The sequence below is a fragment of the Shewanella sp. TB7-MNA-CIBAN-0143 genome, from assembly GCF_040310065.1.
GTDB lineage: Bacteria > Pseudomonadota > Gammaproteobacteria > Enterobacterales > Shewanellaceae > Shewanella.
Window position 1 is genome coordinate 51,243 of sequence record NZ_JBEOPL010000021.1, and the last position, 18,773, is coordinate 70,015.

General features: G+C 41.3%; 12 protein-coding genes. 1 reads left to right on the top strand and 11 read right to left on the bottom strand.

From position 1 onward, the window contains the following. Positions 1 to 50 precede the first annotated feature (50 nt). The 9 genes from purF to fabB all read right to left on the bottom strand — a co-directional run bounded on the left by purF (position 51) and on the right by fabB (position 13,919). Complete coding sequence (purF, locus tag AAEY97_RS16520) at positions 51 to 1,565, bottom strand: amidophosphoribosyltransferase (protein ID WP_011636872.1); 1,515 nt, start codon at positions 1,563 to 1,565, stop codon at positions 51 to 53. A 33-nt stretch (positions 1,566 to 1,598) separates the two neighbouring features. Beyond that, positions 1,599 to 2,087: a CvpA family protein gene (locus AAEY97_RS16525; protein ID WP_101086721.1), complete on the bottom strand. Its 489-nt coding sequence runs from the start codon at positions 2,085 to 2,087 to the stop codon at positions 1,599 to 1,601. 152 nt (positions 2,088 to 2,239) lie between these two features. Continuing rightward, on the bottom strand, positions 2,240 to 2,872 hold the full coding sequence (locus tag AAEY97_RS16530) for an SPOR domain-containing protein (RefSeq protein ID WP_192115208.1): 633 nt from the start codon (positions 2,870 to 2,872) through the stop codon (positions 2,240 to 2,242). Between the two features lie 71 nt (positions 2,873 to 2,943). After that, complete coding sequence (gene folC / locus AAEY97_RS16535) at positions 2,944 to 4,221, bottom strand: bifunctional tetrahydrofolate synthase/dihydrofolate synthase (protein WP_351000079.1); 1,278 nt, start codon at positions 4,219 to 4,221, stop codon at positions 2,944 to 2,946. Positions 4,222 to 4,338: 117 nt separating this feature from the next. After that, entirely contained in the window at positions 4,339 to 5,124 is a 786-nt protein-coding gene (gene truA, locus AAEY97_RS16540; RefSeq protein WP_101086718.1) for a tRNA pseudouridine(38-40) synthase TruA, read from the bottom strand. Positions 5,125 to 5,253: 129 nt separating this feature from the next. After that, a complete protein-coding gene (locus AAEY97_RS16545) occupies positions 5,254 to 9,276 on the bottom strand; it encodes a FimV/HubP family polar landmark protein (protein ID WP_351000083.1) in 4,023 nt (1,340 codons plus the stop codon). A 290-nt stretch (positions 9,277 to 9,566) separates the two neighbouring features. Then, complete coding sequence (locus AAEY97_RS16550; RefSeq protein WP_011636866.1) at positions 9,567 to 10,583, bottom strand: aspartate-semialdehyde dehydrogenase; 1,017 nt, start codon at positions 10,581 to 10,583, stop codon at positions 9,567 to 9,569. Positions 10,584 to 10,772: 189 nt separating this feature from the next. After that, positions 10,773 to 11,909, bottom strand: coding sequence for a 4-phosphoerythronate dehydrogenase (locus AAEY97_RS16555; protein ID WP_351000086.1), 1,137 nt, complete (start codon positions 11,907 to 11,909; stop codon positions 10,773 to 10,775). A gap of 795 nt (positions 11,910 to 12,704) precedes the next feature. Then, a complete protein-coding gene (gene fabB / locus AAEY97_RS16560; protein ID WP_162024366.1) occupies positions 12,705 to 13,919 on the bottom strand; it encodes a beta-ketoacyl-ACP synthase I in 1,215 nt (404 codons plus the stop codon). A 132-nt stretch (positions 13,920 to 14,051) separates the two neighbouring features. Between fabB and mnmC1 the strand changes: the two genes are divergently transcribed. Continuing rightward, positions 14,052 to 16,145 carry an FAD-dependent 5-carboxymethylaminomethyl-2-thiouridine(34) oxidoreductase MnmC1 gene (gene mnmC1, locus AAEY97_RS16565; protein ID WP_351000089.1) on the top strand — a complete coding sequence of 698 codons (2,094 nt, stop codon included), beginning with the start codon at positions 14,052 to 14,054 and terminating at the stop codon, positions 16,143 to 16,145. A gap of 146 nt (positions 16,146 to 16,291) precedes the next feature. On the opposite strand, the gene AAEY97_RS16570 is transcribed toward mnmC1, so the two are convergent. Beyond that, the gene (locus tag AAEY97_RS16570; protein ID WP_351000092.1) at positions 16,292 to 17,386 is read right to left on the bottom strand and encodes an acyltransferase family protein; all 1,095 of its coding nucleotides are present in this window, start codon (positions 17,384 to 17,386) and stop codon (positions 16,292 to 16,294) included. A gap of 490 nt (positions 17,387 to 17,876) precedes the next feature. Further along, positions 17,877 to 18,767, bottom strand: coding sequence for a UTP--glucose-1-phosphate uridylyltransferase GalU (gene galU / locus AAEY97_RS16575; protein WP_351000095.1), 891 nt, complete (start codon positions 18,765 to 18,767; stop codon positions 17,877 to 17,879). Positions 18,768 to 18,773 lie beyond the last annotated feature (6 nt).

Below are 18,773 nucleotides of genomic sequence, written 5' to 3' on the forward strand. Positions count from 1 at the left end.
TCATGCTGGTTTTTTGTTGTTAACAAATATTGCTAACAAGGCCGGTTAACTTATGGATGACACTCGTTGTGCATTTCTAAGTTAGTACCAATGTCTTTTGAGCGATTGGCTTTAGCATCATCATTACGTAATTGCGTTAAATGATCCAAGTAAGCTTGGTCAACGTCGTTGGTAATATAATGACCGTCGAACACAGATGTTTCGAAACGCTTAATCTCTGGATTTTCCATTCTTACCGCTTCAATTAAGTCGCTTAAGTCTTGGAAAATAATGCCATCGGCACCAATGATTTTGGCAATTTCGTCAGCATCACGACCATGAGCGATAAGCTCATTAGACGTTGGCATATCAATACCATACACATTCGGGAAACGGATTTCAGGTGCAGCTGAAGCAAAATACACTTTCTTTGCTCCGGCTTCTCGCGCCATTTCAATGATCTGTTCAGACGTAGTACCACGTACAATAGAATCATCAACCAATAATACGTTTTTACCTTTAAACTCGGTATTAATCGCATTCAGTTTACGACGTACTGATTTTTTACGTTCTAGCTGACCAGGCATAATAAATGTACGACCAATATAACGATTTTTCACAAAACCTTGGCGGTACGGTAAATCCATGCAACGTGCAATTTCTAATGCGATATCACACGAGGTCTCAGGAATAGGAATAACAACATCAATGTCGTGATCTTCCCATTCTTTCTTAATTTTTTCGCCTAACTTAGCGCCCATGTTTACACGGCTTGCATAAACAGACACTTTATCAATGCTCGAATCGGGACGTGCAAAATACACGAATTCGAAAATACATGGCGCATAGCTTGGGTCTGCTGCACATTGACGGGTAAACAATTGTCCATCAAGTGAAATATAAACAGCCTCACCAGGTGCTACGTCACGCATCACTTCAAAACCAACAGCGTCTAAAGCAACACTTTCAGAAGCAACCATGTACTCAGTACCCGTTGCAGTTTCGTGTTTACCCAATACCAAAGGACGAATACCAAATGGGTCGCGAAATGCCACTAAACCTTGGCCAATAATCATCGCAACTACCGCGTAAGCACCACGAGTTTGCGCATGCACTTTAGCAACTGCATCAAACACTTCATCGGCACTTAAGGTTAAACTGCGCGTTTCTTGTAACTCATCGGCTAACAGATTTAACAAGATTTCTGAGTCTGAGGTGGTGTTAACATGACGACGCTTTGTGACTAAGCTTGCAGCCAGTTCAATCGTATTAGTCAAGTTACCGTTATGTGCTAACGAAATACCAAATGGCGAGTTAACATAAAACGGTTGTGCCTCTGATGCACTCGAGCTGCCAGCGGTAGGATAACGAACATGTCCAATACCGGCATTGCCTTGTAAACGCTGCATATGTTTAGGTTCAAACACATCTTTGACTAAGCCGTTTGCTTTACGTAAACGAAACGCATTCATGTCAACCGTCACAATACCTGCTGCGTCTTGACCACGATGTTGGAGCACAGTCAGCGCATCATAAATGGTCTGATTAACTGTTGATTTTCCTACTATTCCGACGATACCACACATGGGTAAGGTTCCTCACTGTAAAGTGTTTTATGTTTATATTTTGGGTACAAAGCTAGAGGTATTTTCAAGGTAGTTAAAAAACCACTGAATAACCACGCCAAATTCAGGTACAAGAACAGAGTCCTGCCACCATTTAGTGTCAGGGAATGCCGTAAAAGCATCCATAAAAAACAGTAATGCACTAACGATTAACGCGCCACGAATGGCACCAAAACACAGGCCTAAAACACGGTCTGTGCCCGATAATCCGGTTTTAGCCACTAACTGGCCTAATAAATAATTAACGAGAGCCCCTATGATCAGGGTAATGATAAAAAGAATAGCAATCGCCACACCGTTTCTAACTAACTCGTCCTGCATTTGGGTTAAATGAGCTGCAAGATCAAGATAAAACTGGCTAGCGATAAAGAAAGCGGCAAACCAAACCACAAGAGACATGGCTTCTTTGGCAAATCCGCGGATCAAACTAATAATAGTTGATAACCCGATGACAATAATTATTGCGTAATCAATCCAAACCATGGAGATGGGGATCCGGTATAGGGTTCAAGACGGCGGGATTCTAACAGAGACAGAGATGTTTCTCACCTCTGATTGCACAAATTATTCTTGCGTGATTAAGAACAATCAAATTGTAAATATTAATCACGCACGCAAAAAACCGTCTGAAGAGGTTATTGTTCCTGTGGATTATAGGCTACGATTTTGCCTTTTAATCCGGTTAATTTGAATATAGGTTGCTGACGAGCTTTAAGTTTTTCTTCTGAAACTTCAGGGCCAACAAATACTCGGGTTAGTTTCCCTTCAACGGGTACTTTAGGCAGTGTATAAGCGTTAAACCCCGCTTTTCGCAGTTGAGCAATCAACGCTTTTACATTGGTAATATTATTAAACCCGCCTAACTGCAATGTAAAACCAGCAGTAATAGGTGATTTCACTTTATTTGCAACCTGGGTTTCAGGCTTTTTAACTGCCACTGCTACTGCCACTGGAGCTGGCGGCTTAACGGCTTGGCTGACTTCTTTGGTCGGCTCTTTGTTCGGTTCAGCTCCCCCTAATGCAACGATATCGTTACTGAGATCTTGTGGTTCAGCAATCGTTAACACTTGGAATTCTTCTACTGGTTCAGCGGTATTGTCAGAATTAACTTTATTGGAAGCACTTGGCTGAGTTTGACGTAAAGGAATTTCAGTGAACTCCTCAACCACTTGCGTTTTTTTACCGTCTAATAAGTCGGGTAAAAAAATCACGCCTAAGGCCACTAATACGATGGTACCCACCAAACGATTTTGAAATTGACGATTCAAAGCTAATTCCCTTTTTTAACCAAATGACGTTAATGATGGCTTGTACAACCGACGTCGGACATAAATAGTGTTTATAAAGATTTAAAGCCTGCAACAGTATAAAAAGAACCGAAGACAATAACCACATCATCGGCATTTACCGTAGTTTGTATGGCTTGCCATGCGCTAGCGATGTCAGCAAACTCACTAACATGCTCACGACTACTGTCATTGGGCAATGCTTGACGCAATGCTTGTGCTGATGCGCCGCGTGGATTATCTAAACTCACCAAGTTCCAATGGCTAATTTGTTGATCTAATGTCGCCAATACCGACTTAATGTCTTTATCTTTAAGCATGCCACACAAGGCTACAATACGCCGACCTTGGTACGCCTGTAATTGTTGTGCTAAATATCTGGCTGCATGGGGATTATGAGCAACATCTAATAGTACTAATGGTTGCTGACTCACCTGCTCTAGTCGTCCAGCCAGTTGAGCTTGTTGTAATCCTCGATTAATGTGCTGTTGGCTTATTTGCGGCCAAATATGGCTTAGCAGCGCAACAACACTTGCAGCGTTAGCTAACGGTAACCTTGGCACCGTTAAGCCAGTATATGACTGCTGCGCAGATTCAAAGTGCCATAATGCTGGTTGAGTCTGATCTTTATGGTAATCAAACTCATGCCCAACACGATAAAGAGTTGTCCGGAGTTGATTAGCATATTCAGTGACGCTCAACGGTAAATCTGGCTCACCGATAATAGCAACACAATCTGAGCGAAACACGCCAGCTTTTTCTCTGCCAACCAGTTCGCGGGTATCGCCTAAATATTCTTGATGATCAAGATCGATAGAGGTCAAAATAGTGGCGGCGGAATCGATAATATTGGTTGCATCCAATCGCCCACCTAAACCCACTTCAAGAATGATCACATCGACTTTAGCAGCTTTAAACAAATATAAACCTGCTAAGGTGGCATATTCAAAAAAGGTTAATGAAATATCACCTCGCGCCGTCTCTATCGCACAAAAAGCTTCGATAAGGGAGTCATCACTGGCATCTTGTTGATTTATTTGTACCCGTTCATTGTAATGCAGCAAATGAGGCGAGCTATACACGCCGACAGACAAATCAGCTTGATGTAAAATCGAAGCCAGCATAGCGCAGGTTGTGCCTTTGCCATTGGTACCGGCTACGGTAATGACTTTAGCTGGCGCTAAATCAAGCACATTTAATTTCTCGGCAACTACGCTGACTCGAGTTAAGCCCATGTCAATTTCGCTAGGATGAATTGCCAGCAAATAATCCAGCCATTGAGCTAAGCTTGACTGTTGATTGGGTACAGTAATTTCAGACACGATTGACATAATTCAATACCATTTAACTTATTCAAACCTTACTCGGCCTGCGAATACAGAACATTCGTTTTACATTTCAATAAAGATAACTTAGCTAACTTAAATAACATAGATAGCTTAAAGGGCTTAATCGAGCATAAACAATGGACCCAGCGCTAACTTAGGCAATTGATATTGTTCAGGGTAAGTCACATCGACCAAATACAATCCATTCGGTTTAGCAGTAGGTGCCGCTAACTTACGATTTTTCAGAGCAAACAATTCTGTTATCCACTCTATAGGTTGATTACCTAAGCCGATTTGCAGTAATGAACCAACAATATTACGCACCATATGATGTAAAAATGCATTAGCTTGAATATCGACCATCACATACATACCCTGGCGAGTCACATTGACTTGATGCACGTTTCGAAACGGCGTTTTAGATTGACAATGCAATGCTCTAAAACTGGTAAAATCGTGTTCGCCAACAAAAAGCTGTGCCGCTTTATGCATCAAGGTTTCATCAATATCACCGTGATAATGGCTCACTCCGGCACTTAAAATACCCGGGCGCAGTTTATGATTATAAATCACATAGCGGTAACGTCTGGCTGTCGCACTGTAACGAGCATGAAAACTGTCATCGACTTCTTTTGCCCAGCGTATCGCCACACTGTCGGGTAAATTAGCATTAACGCCCTGTGTCCACGCCGTCATTGGACGTTGAACATCGGTGTCAAAATGAACCACCTGCCCGGTACCGTGTACACCAGTATCTGTTCTTCCGGCACACAAAACGGTTATAGGTTCATTAGCCACATAACTTAACGCTTTTTCAATCTGGGCTTGCACTGAATCGACCTCGAGTTGGCGCTGCCACCCACAAAAACCACTACCATCATATTCAACACCTAACGCGACCCGCATGCCTATATCCTCTACTCAATAATGGCGCGCAGTTTATCACAAAAAAACGGCGCATGTATCTGCGCCGTTTGCTTTAATGTGGTTAACATAAGCCTATTTCTTTACCTATGCAGGCAAAAAATTATCGGCTTAACTGACACTTTTTAGTAAATTTTTGGCTTCTAATTGCTGACGTTCATTACCGTCCATTTGCACTTCTTTTAATAACGCTCGGGCACTGTCTTGATCTTCAATCTCAATATACGCCCTGGCTAAATCAAGTTTTGCATTAACGGAGTTTTCTTCATCATCAACATCAACCATATTCGGATTGCCCATTAATGAACTTGCAGAGCCCATATCAACATTAACGTCTTTATACTGATCGGTTTTATCGTCATCTTCATCAGCATCGTTCAACAGTTTATCAATGTCGATATAACCGTTTTCACGCTCAAAACGCATTAAGTCATCGTCACTGGCTTTATATTCTGTTGATTGGCTTCGTTCTTTTTGATCGAGTGCAGCCAATGCTTCATCAACAGTTAAGTTGTCATCGCTAAGGATATACTCATCTTCTGAGGTAAAGTCATCATCGTTGTCATCATTGAGTGATTGTGAAAATGCAGCCAGTAGATCATCGTCACTCACATCTGCTTCATCGACTTCTCTCTCGTCAGCGGCTGACTCGGCAGCTTTAAGTAAATCGCTTTCCCAATCTAAAAGTTCAGGTTTTGGTTTACTTGATTTTAGGTCATTAAAGAAGCCTGAATCTTTATTGATTTTACTTTTCGCACTAGACGAAGCAGCCTCTTCATCATCCATTTGTGCTAACAAGGCATCAAGACCATCATCCGTTTCTGATGTAGGAGCTTGTGCAGCTGTAGTTTCTTGATCAGACTCAACATCATTATTGCTCGTTGACGCTAACGCGGCTTCAAGTTCAGCATCTAACCAGCTGTTATCTTCGTCATCGCTGTCTGCTGCTTTATCAGCATCCGCTTCTGGCTCAATATACTTGTTCGTTTCAATATCAGCGGTATCAACTGTGTTAGTTAAATCGGTATCATTAAGATATTCATCAAACTCATCGAATAATGCGTTATCGTCGATGCTTTCATTGTCAGGCTGAGTGCTGTCAACCTGCGGAGCACTGCCATACTGTGGGTTTTCAGTGTCATTTTCTGATGGAGTATCGTCTTTTATATCTTCTTTAAAGCTTGCCAATAAAGTATTAATGTCATCATCGAGGGACTCATCATCAGATATTGATTCTTCATCGGAAATATCATCATCTAATTCAGCAGCAATCTGTGCTTGGACGGCAGCCTTTTCCTGAACGTCGGCATCTGACTCAATCACAGGCTCGTTAAGACTCGCTAATAATGCATCGATGTCATCATCACTGGTTTCATTATCATCAATGGAATCTACGACATCATCATCACTTAACTCTGCAGCAATTTGCGCCGCTAAATCATCACTATCGGAAGTTTGCTGTTCACCGGTTGATAGTTCATCACTTTTTTCATCAAACACTGATTCAATAACAGGCTCATTCAAGCTAGACAGCAATGCGTCAATGTCATCATCACTCGACTCTACATCTTGGATATCTTCGTTAGTATCATCTTGCAACTCAGCTGCAATTAACGCGGCTATGTCATCATCGTTGTCAATTGAATCACGGTTTAGCGGCTGAAGGTCTGTATCCCCATCATCTGTTGAACTATCTGTTGAGCTATCTTCTTCGTTCTCATCCTTGGTTGCAGATAAGCCGGCTAGGAGTTGATCTATATCTTCGTCCGTTGCAGTAGGAGCATCAACATCAGTTTGTTCCGAATCAGGCTCTGATAGTAATAAATCTAGGTCCTCTTCCGCGTTTGTTTCAGCTGATTTTACCGGTGTTTCGGCAGCCACATCATCCGGTTCTGCAGGCATATCAAACTCTGCTAACAATGCATCGATATCGTCATCCGCTTTTGCTTCAGCTGATTTTACCGGTGTTTCGGCGGCCACATCATCTGGCTCTGCAGGCATATCGAACTCAGCTAACAATGCATCGATATCGTCATCCGCTTTTGCTTCAGCTGATTTTATCGGTGTTTCGGCAGCCACATCATCTGACTCTGCAGGCATATCAAACTCAGCTAATAATGCATCGATATCGTCATCCGCGTTTGCTTCAGCTGATTTTACCGGTGTTTCGGCGGCCACATCATCTGGCTCTGCAGGCATATCAAACTCAGCTAACAATGCATCGATATCGTCATCCGCTTTTGCTTCAGCTGATTTTATCTGTGTTTCGGCGGCCACATCATCTGGCTCTGCAGGCATATCAAACTCAGCTAACAATGCATCGATATCGTCTTCCGCGTTTGCTTCTGTTGATTTTACTGCTTCTTCAGCGGCCACATCATCCGGTTCTGCAGGCATATCAAACTCTGCTAACAATGCATCGATATCGTCTTCCGCGTTTGCTTCAGCTGATTTTACCGGTGTTTCGGCGGCCACATCATCTGGCTCTGCTGGCATATCAAACTCAGCTAACAATGCATCGATATCATCTTCCGCGCTTGTGTCTGCTGATTTTACTGCTGCGGCAGCGGCAACATCATCCGACTCTGCAGGCATATCAAACTCAGCTAACAATGCATCGATATCGTCATCCGCGCTTGTGTCTGCTGATTTTACTGCTGCCGCAGCCACATCATCTGGCTCTGCAGGCATATCAAACTCAGCTAATAGCGAATCAATATCATTTTCTGCTGAAGCATCTAGATCATCAGTTTCATCTTTTCCAGTATCTTCATCTAAACCCGCCAACAAACTGTCTAAATCATCTTCTGGTGCAGCAGAATTTAGGGTTGCAGCAGGCTTATCATCTAATCCAGCAAGTAGACTATCGAGATCATCATCATCTTCAAGAGGTTCAAGATCAGAATCTTGATCTTCCATAGCCTCTGCCCATAAATCGTCTAATGAGGTCCCTTCTTCATCTTCTATTTCTGTTTCACTAACAAACATATCAGACGCCATATCCATCTCGGCATCATCTTCCATTTGGATTTCAGGCTGTAAATCTACGCTGTCCAAATCCAATAAATCATCAATTGAATCTTCATCACTTGAATCTAAATGGACCACAATATCATCAGAGTCATCTAAGTCATCACTGCCTGTTGCAGCTGCAGACTCTTGTTCAGACTGGGTTGCTGTTTTCACTTCAGATTGTTGAGACTTTTTATTTCGGCGACTGAGCAACCAGAAAATAAGCCCGAAGATAATTAACAGAGGAATCGAGGCGGCAAGGATCAACAAAATGGTGTTATCCATTAGGCTACGCCAAAAGTCAGTGGGTTCTTCTACTACGGGTTCCGCATTTTCGGTTTGATCTACGAGTTTTTTATTTTCTGAGTTTAAAGCTTCATACTTCTCGCGTAACAGTTGTAGATCTTCTTCAAGCGAGGAAATGTTTAATGACATTTGTTCAATTTTGTTTTTCAACGCTTGATTGTCATTATTACTGACCATTAATTCATCTTGCGCGCGCGCTAGCTCATCCGTGACCATCAACGTTTTTGCATTAGCTTTATCTAAGGTGCTATTGAGATCATTTACGACAACAGCATTAGCCTCATTAATCGCTTTGGTTTGAACCGCCACAGCAGGTGTTTGCTGAACTATTTGCAGTGGTTTTGCAGCAGTAGGCTTTTTAGGCGTTTCGACTATAGGGGATTGAATAGGTTTATTAATAACGGGACGAGGCTGGGTTTGTCTGTTAGCGCGGCGGTCATCTTGTTCAGCACGGCGTTTAGCAACATCATTGGGTATAGCGGCTATCACATCTACAGAAGGAACAAGTAATATCATCCCTCGCTCTAGTGTATTGTAATTATTACCACTAAAAGCATGTGGATTCGCGTCAAATAACGCCGCCATCACTTGATAAATACTGACCTTATCACTGGGTCTGACTTTTTGCGCAATACTCCAAAACGTATCTCTTGATGTCGTCGGACCATATTGCCGTTTCGCTTGTTGTTTAACCTCGCCATTGGGCCCAGTAATTTTGAGCGTTTCTGCCTGTGCAGACTCAATAATTTGTACACTGGTTAAACCAACCGCTGTGCAGGCAATCAAACCCACAATATATGAAGTACGCAAAGTCATCCCATCCTTCCCTTTTAGCGCTATTGAGTTACCGATTTGGCAACAGGCTTTAGGCAATTTTTATCGTTAGTATTATGGTCGTTAACTGTATCGAGTCACATCAATCGTGAGCCAATTTTACAGGCAATTTCGATGTTATTGATGTTAAAAATGATATGTTTACGACTATAAACTAGATTCACCACACCTGCTACTATTGGGCTCAGTAAAACGGAAAAAGCCTGCGCATTGCAGGCTTTTTAAACTAAATCGCGTTGTTGATTAAGTCATTACACATTGTTAAAGCGTAATTAATAGTAATCTCTAATCAAAATTTCGGCAATTTGTACGCTGTTTAATGCTGCACCCTTACGAATGTTATCGGCAGTAACCCATAAATTTATACCGTGAGAGTGTGAAATATCTTTACGAACACGACCAACATAAACAGGATCATTACCTGCAGCTTCAGTTACCGCGGTTGGATATTCGCTATCATCATCAAACAATTCTACGCCTGGTGCATCACGTAAAACGGCTTTAACATCTTCTGCATCAACAGGTTGACGAGTTTCAATGTGGATAGCTTCAGAATGACCATAAAAAACAGGCACACGCACAGCTGTTGGATTAACCACAATTTCGTCATCACCAAAAATTTTCTGCGTTTCCCACACCATTTTCATTTCTTCTTTGGTGTAGCCATTTTCCATAAACACATCAATTTGAGGCAATACGTTAAAGGCAATTTGCTTTGGATAAACTGTCGGCTCAGACGGTAATCCTTGCAATAATTTAGCACTTTGACCCGCTAGCTCATCAATCGCCTTTTTACCGGTTCCCGACACAGACTGGTAGGTCGCTACGTTAATACGTGAAATACCAAAAGCATCATAAATAGGCTTAAGAGCCACTAACATCTGAATCGTTGAACAATTCGGATTAGCGATGATATTGCGATTACGGAAATCAGCAATGGCTTCTGGGTTAACTTCAGGTATCACCAGGGGCACATCTACGTCGTAACGAAAATGTGAGGTGTTATCGATAACGACGCAACCTGCATCACCCGCAATCGGCGCCCATTTAGCAGACACATCGCCACCAGCAGAAAAGAAGCCAATTTGTGCTTGGGTCCAATCAAACGTTTCTACGTCAAGAATTTCAACTTGTTTACCGTGAAAACTGACTGTTTCGCCAGCACTGCGACTGCTCGCTAATGGAAACAACTTAGCAACCGGAAAATTACGCTGCTCGAGGATCTCAATCATTGTTTGACCCACTGCGCCCGATGCACCTAAAACGACTACATTAAATTCCTGAGACATAATTAACGCTCGACTCCATATTATCCAGTTTGAACAATCAATCTACCCTAGTTTAGTTGTGCTTTACTAGGGTTAATGTACTAAAAAAGCCGACTTTGAAGTGATTTTTTCTCAACTGGTTAAAATTACTGTTTTTTAGCTTCAATCTGTCGTTCTATTGGCAATATCGGCCTTATATACTTTAACTAATTAATTAAAGCCTAAAGCACTCAACATCTGTGGGTTAATCGTACCATCAGATAAATAGTCCACAGATTGAGCTAACGAGATAGCACTATATTCACGACGATAAGTGTGGTTTTTACGCATTAAATCAAAACCTGTCGCTGTTGAAAAACACCCTCTAAAACTAAAGTCATCATCACGCAAATCATAGACCAAACGCGACAATTTCAGCAATTGGCTTTCAGTTAAATCACCTTGATTTACAATTTGGTTAAATTGAAATGCCGGTAATAAACTTTCTAATGATTTTTTCACCGGAAAATCGAGTAACTCACACCACTTTTGATACAACATAAACGTACCACGGGCTTTGCCTTCAAGGCTATAACCTGCAATATGCGGCGTAGCAAACTCTGCTAAGGCGACTAATTCGGCCATTGGATTTGGCTCACCTTCCCACACGTCAAGCACCAGCTTTACATCATCACGTTGTTGTTTAAACTTGATCAGCGCTCGATTATCAATAACCTCGCCTCGACAGCAATTTAGTAACCAAGTATTGGGCTTTAGTTTATTCAGTCGAGTTTCATCAAACAAGTACCAGGTTTTGTGCTCACCGTCTTTAGTGATAGGCACATGCAGACTGATAATATCGGCTTGTTCAATAATAGTGTCTAGCGACACAAACTCTCGGGTATCACCTTGCGATGCTTTAATGGGATCGCATAACAATACTTTTAACCCATAAGCTTGCATACACTTCGCGGCTGCGGTGCCGGTATTACCCGCGCCGACAATCCCAACCACTTTACCGGCTAGAGACTCACCGAAACGTTGCGCTAACTCCAGCATGGCAATAAATGCATACTCACCTACTGCAGTCGCGTTACAGCCTGGGGCATTAGTAAAATAAATATTGCGCAACGAAAGATAATCAACATCGATATGATCGGTACCAATTGTCGCGCTACCCACAAATTTAAGTTTATGCGCATTCTTAATTAACGCAGCATTCACTTTGGTCACCGAACGCACCAGTAACACATCAGCATCTTCTACTTGTTTAGCAGTCAAGGTTCGGCCATTTACATATTCAATCTTGCCTAAATAGCCAAACAAGGCATCAACATAAGGCATGTTTTCATCGGCAATTATTTTCATTTGGGTATCTTATTCACTGCGAGTTTAACGACATCACATCGCGTTTTTTTATAACTAGTATCTTATACCAAACTCACCCACTCCGTCATTCTCAAGATCTGTTATTGGGAGTCCAGCTGTTGACTTGGATGTTATAGCCACTAAAAACAAAGCGACATAAGCTCTATTGAATGAAAAGCTAAAACAAAGAATGGATCCCGGCTCAGAAGCATTACCGGGATGACGTAGTAGTGGATGTTATCGAAATGAAGCAGTAGTGGGCGTTAATTAAATGAAGCAATCAGCCCGTCATCCTCGAATGCTTTTATCCCGGCTCAGAAACGCTACCGGGACGGATCCAGGTGTTGCTTGGTTTGTTACATGCGATCTTTAAAGCGTAAAACATTAACACCTGGATTCCGGCTCAAAAGCGCTACCGGAATGACGTGCTAGTGGGTTCCTAATGCCTTGTGGTAGCGATCCTTACTTCACAGCTCGTCATCCTCGAATGCTTTTATCGGGGATCCAGGTGTTGCTTGGTTTGTTTCATGCGATCTTTAAAGCGTAAAACATTAACACCTGGATTCCGGCTCAAAAGCGCTACCGGAATGACGTATTAGTGGATGTTATCAAAATGACGCAGTAATGGGCATTAATTAAATGAAGTAGTAGTGGGCGTTAATTAAATGACGTACGAGTGGGTTCCTAATAGGGTTTAGCGTTTTGGCCTTTGCTCTTTTTAAGGCAACAAAAAAGCCAGCATAGTCACCCAAGCTGGCTTTCAAATCATTCGCAGGTTGCCCCACTAATGAGGTTTTATGCTTTATATTTACGCATGACTAACGTTGCGTTAGTGCCACCAAAACCAAAGCTATTACTCATGATGGTGTTCAATTCTGCTTTGCGCATTTCACGAACTACTGGCATGCCAGTTGCTTTTTCATCTAGGTTGTCAATGTTAATGCTTGGAGCAATAAAACTGTCTTCCATCATGATTAAGCTGTAAATCGCTTCATGAACACCCGCAGCACCTAAAGCATGACCTGTCATTGATTTAGTTGATGCGATAGGAGGCATGTTATCACCAAACACTTCGCGCAATGCTTCAAGTTCACGCATGTCACCTACAGGAGTAGAAGTACCATGAGTGTTGATGTAATCAACTGGCGTATCGACATCAGCTAATGCCATCTGCATACAACGTACGGCACCTTCTCCAGACGGAGCAACCATGTCGTAGCCATCAGATGTGGCACCATAACCAACAATCTCAGCATAAATCTTCGCACCACGTGCTAAGGCATGTTCTAATTCTTCAACAACAACGATACCGCCGCCGCCAGAAATAACAAAACCATCACGATCGGCATCATAAGTACGAGACGCTTTTTCAGGCGTGTCATTGTACTTAGTCGATAGTGCTCCCATAGCATCAAAGCCCATAGTGAGTGTCCAATCGACTTCTTCAGCACCGCCAGCAAAAACCATATCTTGCTTACCCATTTGGATAAGTTCAACGGCATGGCCAATACAATGAGCTGAAGTGGCACAAGCTGAACTGATTGAATAGCTCGTGCCTTTAATTTTAAATGGTGTCGCCAAGCAAGCACTTGCAGTACTCGACATAATACGAGGCACTATATAAGGGCCTACACGCTTAACACCTTTTTCACGAAGTGTATCAGCTGCCTGAACCTGGTTTTTTGAAGATGCGCCACCCGTTCCAGCAATCAAGCCGACACGGAAATTAGAATATTGCTCTTCTGTTAAGTTAGCGTCAGCAATCGCTTCCTGCATAGCAATGTAAGCATATGCAGCAGCATCGCCCATAAAGCGTAGTGCTTTACGATCGATATGATCAGCTGGGTTCATTTTAATGTCACCCCAAACTTTGCTACGTAATTGCATTTCTTCAAACTGTGCCGAGTGAGTAATACCGCTACGACCCGCTTTAAGTGAATCAGTCACTTCTAGCTTGTTATTACCGATACTTGAAACAACACCCATTCCGGTGATCACGACTCTTTTCATTTTTATGCTATCCATTTGGTACATGTCGGTACTTAATTGCGGCAATCATAGCTGCTTTAAAGCAATTAAGTGGTCAGCTTTCCATAAACGCAGGTAAAATAATGCCAAGTTATCGGCCCTGAGTAAAATATTTTGAATAAAACACCTTTATTATCTGTATCCCCGAATTTACACGAGTTGCATATTTGTGAATTACTGGGCAACAACGTCAATCAAAATAGCCGATATCTCCATATTTTTAAGCAGTATATCGCCGAAGTATTGCAAAGCGGTGACGATAAAATAGCAGCCACAAATACTAAACCACATTTATTAACGCTAGGCCAACTCGGTTTTGGCGATGGCCACGAAATAATACTACTACTGGCAGCCTTGCAAGAGGCTAACCAGCAAAACCCTTTGAAACAGCAAAAAACTCGCATTCACATCAGTGTATTTGAACAAAGCCCAGTAAATCGTAAGCAACTAGAATACAAATGGCAACAACAAGGGCTACTTAATTCAGACCATCATTTATTCGATTTTACCCAAGCACTACTCAATGGTGAAATTGCAGCCATTGAAGGTTGTCAGCGGCTAGGCCTACTTCAAAACCAACTTATCATAGACCTGTATCAAGGCTCGCCACTAGCGCAAGCCAAAGTCATTGCCACACCTGGTAAACAAAGGATAACACATTGGTTTGCCCTACCCCATACGAACCAAGAGGCTTATTCAGATCATTATTTTAATCAAAGTTCACTTTGGCAATATGGTCGGCTCAGTGTTGATAATGCAACATTTTTAGCAGCCAGCACAAATGATACCGATGTCGCTCCGGCTATCAAAAAGCAACTAGCACTATGCGGTTTTTTATCAACCACATCATCAAAATCCAATGATGACATTGCTATCGCAGAACGTAACGCACTAAGACAACAACTACAGCAACAGTTTGCTTATAACCCATTGCCACCGTTACATTCTAATAACAACAGCCCTATAGCTATTATAGGGGGCGGTATAGCTTCTGCAAGTCTTGCTTTATCTCTGGCTGAGCGCGGCAAAGATGTAATTATTTATTGCAAAGATGACACATTAGGACAAGGCGCATCTGGTAACAAACAAGGTGCCATTTATCCCTTACTTACGCCAGAAAATGGATCGCTAAGCCAATTTTTCCAACAAGCCTTCCTATACAGTCGACGCAGAATTCAGGCATTAGTTGATAATGAATATGAAATAGGCCATCAGTGGTGCGGTGTATTACATACAGGTTTCGATCAACGTAGCCAAACAAGATTGGATAAAATTATTGATGGCCAAGCATGGCCAACTGAAATTGCTTTTGCAGTAAGTCCAAACCAAGCCACACGACTTGCTAACGTCGAGATTGATAAACCTGGCTTTTACTACCCATTAGGAGGCTGGGCTTGTCCGTTTGAATTCGCACAAGCTAGCATTGCCAAAGCACAAACATTAACCAAGGTTCGCGTTATTTATAATAGCGATATTAGCTCACTTGAATCACACTCATCAGGCTGGCAACTGTTTAGTGCCGGGAATAATACCCCTATAGCAACCCACGAACAGGTCGTCATCGCCTCTGGAGCTCAACTTACCCAGTATAAACAGACAAAAAACCTGCAAATCACTGGTTTTAGAGGTCAAGTAAGCCATGTACCGCCACAAGGTGAACTGGCACAGCTTAATACTGTTATCTGCGCCAATGGTTATTTAACGCCACAACATAACCAATTACATTGCGTTGGAGCAAGTTATGTAAAAGACCCACAGCATCTTGATTTTTGCCCGATAGAGCAGCATGAAAACAGCCTAAAAATGCAACAAAGCTTTCCTAATTCAAACTGGCCTAATGATATTGATGTTTCAAACAACGATGCCAGAGTCGGCGTAAGGATGGTCAGTCGCGATCACTTCCCAGTAATGGGTTGCGCACCTGATGTTGAAGCGTTATTTACACGCTATGCTGTTCAGCAGCAATCGAAGGACAAACCCAGTCTATGGCAGCGTTATTGGCAAATAACACCAGCACCAATTTATGACGGATTATATGTGTTAGGAGGACTAGGCTCACGCGGCCTAAGCTCAGGCCCATTAGTCGCCGAATGCTTAGCAGCGAACTTATGCGGTGAACTGTCACCATTAAGCATAGAGCTACAAGCACTGCTTAGCCCCAACAGAATGTGGCTGCGTAAACTGCTTAAAGGAAAAGCGTTGATGTGAAGCCCACAGATAAAAGCTAGCTTTTTATTTCCAAAAACAAAAGTTACATCACTATAAGCACTCATCTAAAGAAGGATTGAAATAACAATGCAAAAAAGAAGGAAAATAATGATTGGCTATAGTCACGAAGCGATGGTCAAGTGTAATTATCCTTGTTTGAGCAATTTGTTATACGCAATTATCAACCCAACATGAATACTCTGCACTTTAACTATCACTTTATAAAGAGTATTCATAAATAATGCTTTCCATACATTAGAAAGGCGCTCTTCGATAACTTTATGCATAAAATATGCAACTGATAAAACAATTGATATTGTTAGAATATAAATAAAAATTTTATTTTCTTCTGTGGCGTATCTTGAAATGAACATATATCCAAAGTGAGCATGAATTAAATAAACTGGATATGTTAATGCACCAAGTGTCTTTGAAAATGGAAGTGTTAATAATTGAGCTTTTTTTGTGTTTTGAAAAATAAAAAAAACAAAGAAAATAATAACAATTAAGCCTACAATATATTCTGAAAAATCAATCCCCATTAACTCTGATTTTGATACTGCTATGTCTGTTGAATATAACAAACATAAAACAAAAGATATCATAATTGATAATATATTTTTCAACGATTTACTTAATTGTAACATTGCAAATAAAGCCCCTGCTGAAAAATAAGAGAAATACCCTCCTAAATACGGAAGGTAATCATAACCAGTGATATAAGCAGCAAGCATTGCAACAGGCCATAACATGAATAACAGATTTAAATACTTTTGCAAACCTATCATCAGTATAAAGAAAACTAGAAAGTAAAACTTTATTTCATATACTAAAGTCCAGTACACTCCGTCAACATGGTCAATACCTAAGTAATTTTGTAACAATGTAAAATTAACAACTATTTGGCTCGGGTATACTGACATTAAATCGCCACCCCAATAAAATGCAAACAAGGTGGTAAAAATAACAGCAAACCAATATGAAGGATAAAGTCGCGTCGCTCTAGAAACGGCAAACTGAGCAGGTGTTCTATTTCTAGCAGAATGAAATATTACAAAACCACTAATCATAAAAAACAATTCAACGCCAAGGTACCCATATTTAGTGAAATAAATAATCGAATCTACATGGTGTATGGAATCAATTTTTCCATTGGCTATGCCATTAAAAGTATAGTGGAATAAAATAACAATTATAGCCGCGAAAAAACGTCCATAATCTAACAATTCTAATCTTCTCATCTGAAATATACTCTAATGATAGCTTTAGCGTATAACGCCCGCAGCTAGGGAATTACAAAATAGTCCCTGTGTATTTCTAAATAATAGATATACATGGTGCTATTAGATTTAACCTATCTCACTAAAAATGATTAAATTCAACATCTTGCGCGACATCAATATATTACACGATTTAATCAAAAAAATGCTTTAACTCATTAAAAACAATATCAATAGTCTTAGCACTCTAATGATGACTGCGGTGTTACTGCTCGATGATAATCAACTGAGCCCAAATATCACTGAAAAGAGTACATACCGCTGATAACCTCATATTATGACGGGATCCACCAGTGTCACCCGATATGTCATCCGATATGTCATCCGATATGTCATCCAAGTAAAACTTAAGCCTGGATAAAAGCTTAAACTTTGCTACCACATGTAAATTTATGGTTACTGGACAATTAACACTCGGAATAATGGTATAGAGAAGAAGCAAAGCTAATGATTATCTATACTCTTCTAGCAAACCAGCGAGTTCTTTCTTAAAGCCATTACCCAATTTAGGATCGCGCAAACCGTATTCAACAAAGGCTTTCATGTAGCCTAGCTTGTCACCACAATCGTGTGACTTACCTGTCATGTTAAAAGCTTCGACAGTGTCAGACTCAATCAACATATCAATAGCATCGGTTAACTGAATTTCATCCCCTGCACCAGGTAACGTTCTCGCAAGTAAATCCCAAATTTTTTCAGACAACACATAACGACCAACAACGGCTAAGTTAGATGGTGCTTGGCCAATTTCTGGCTTTTCAACCATTTTAAATATTTTAGTCGAGTCACCCGGGTTTATAGTTTCGCCACGGCAATCAGCAATGCCGTACTTATTGACTTGATCATCTGGTACTGGTGCAACCATAATTTGGCTGGCATTAGATTCGCGATAACGAATTAACATCGAAGCTAAATTTTCGGTGCGTTGATCTGCAGAATAAGAATCTAAAATCACATCTGGAAGCACTACTGCAAATGGATTATCACCAATACATGGCTTAGCACATAAAATAGCATGCCCAAGACCTTTGGCTTCTCCTTGTCGTACATGCATAATAGTGACGTTTTTAGGACATATAGCCTGCACTTCATGCAATAACTGACGCTTAACACGTTTCTCAAGTGTCGATTCTAACTCGTAAGATTTATCAAAGTGGTTTTCAATAGCATTTTTACTGGCATGAGTCACCAAAACGATTTCTTTAATCCCTGCACTAACACATTCATCGACAATGTATTGAATCAATGGTTTATCCACCAAAGGCAACATTTCTTTTGGGATTGCTTTTGTGGCGGGCAACATACGCGTACCCAAACCGGCAACAGGAATAACAACTTTCATAAATAT

Excerpts from the sequence above, each read along its gene's own strand:
- purF (WP_011636872.1), bottom strand. The coding sequence starts at position 1,565 with ATGTGTGGTATCGTCGGAATAGTAGGAAAATCAACAGTTAATCAGACC.
- AAEY97_RS16525 (WP_101086721.1), bottom strand. The coding sequence starts at position 2,087 with ATGGTTTGGATTGATTACGCAATAATTATTGTCATCGGGTTATCAACT.
- folC (WP_351000079.1), bottom strand. The coding sequence starts at position 4,221 with ATGTCAATCGTGTCTGAAATTACTGTACCCAATCAACAGTCAAGCTTA.
- truA (WP_101086718.1), bottom strand. The coding sequence starts at position 5,124 with ATGCGGGTCGCGTTAGGTGTTGAATATGATGGTAGTGGTTTTTGTGGG.
- AAEY97_RS16545 (WP_351000083.1), bottom strand. The coding sequence starts at position 9,276 with ATGACTTTGCGTACTTCATATATTGTGGGTTTGATTGCCTGCACAGCG.
- AAEY97_RS16550 (WP_011636866.1), bottom strand. The coding sequence starts at position 10,583 with ATGTCTCAGGAATTTAATGTAGTCGTTTTAGGTGCATCGGGCGCAGTG.
- AAEY97_RS16555 (WP_351000086.1), bottom strand. The coding sequence starts at position 11,909 with ATGAAAATAATTGCCGATGAAAACATGCCTTATGTTGATGCCTTGTTT.
- fabB (WP_162024366.1), bottom strand. The coding sequence starts at position 13,919 with ATGAAAAGAGTCGTGATCACCGGAATGGGTGTTGTTTCAAGTATCGGT.
- AAEY97_RS16570 (WP_351000092.1), bottom strand. The coding sequence starts at position 17,386 with ATGAGAAGATTAGAATTGTTAGATTATGGACGTTTTTTCGCGGCTATA.
- galU (WP_351000095.1), bottom strand. The coding sequence starts at position 18,767 with ATGAAAGTTGTTATTCCTGTTGCCGGTTTGGGTACGCGTATGTTGCCC.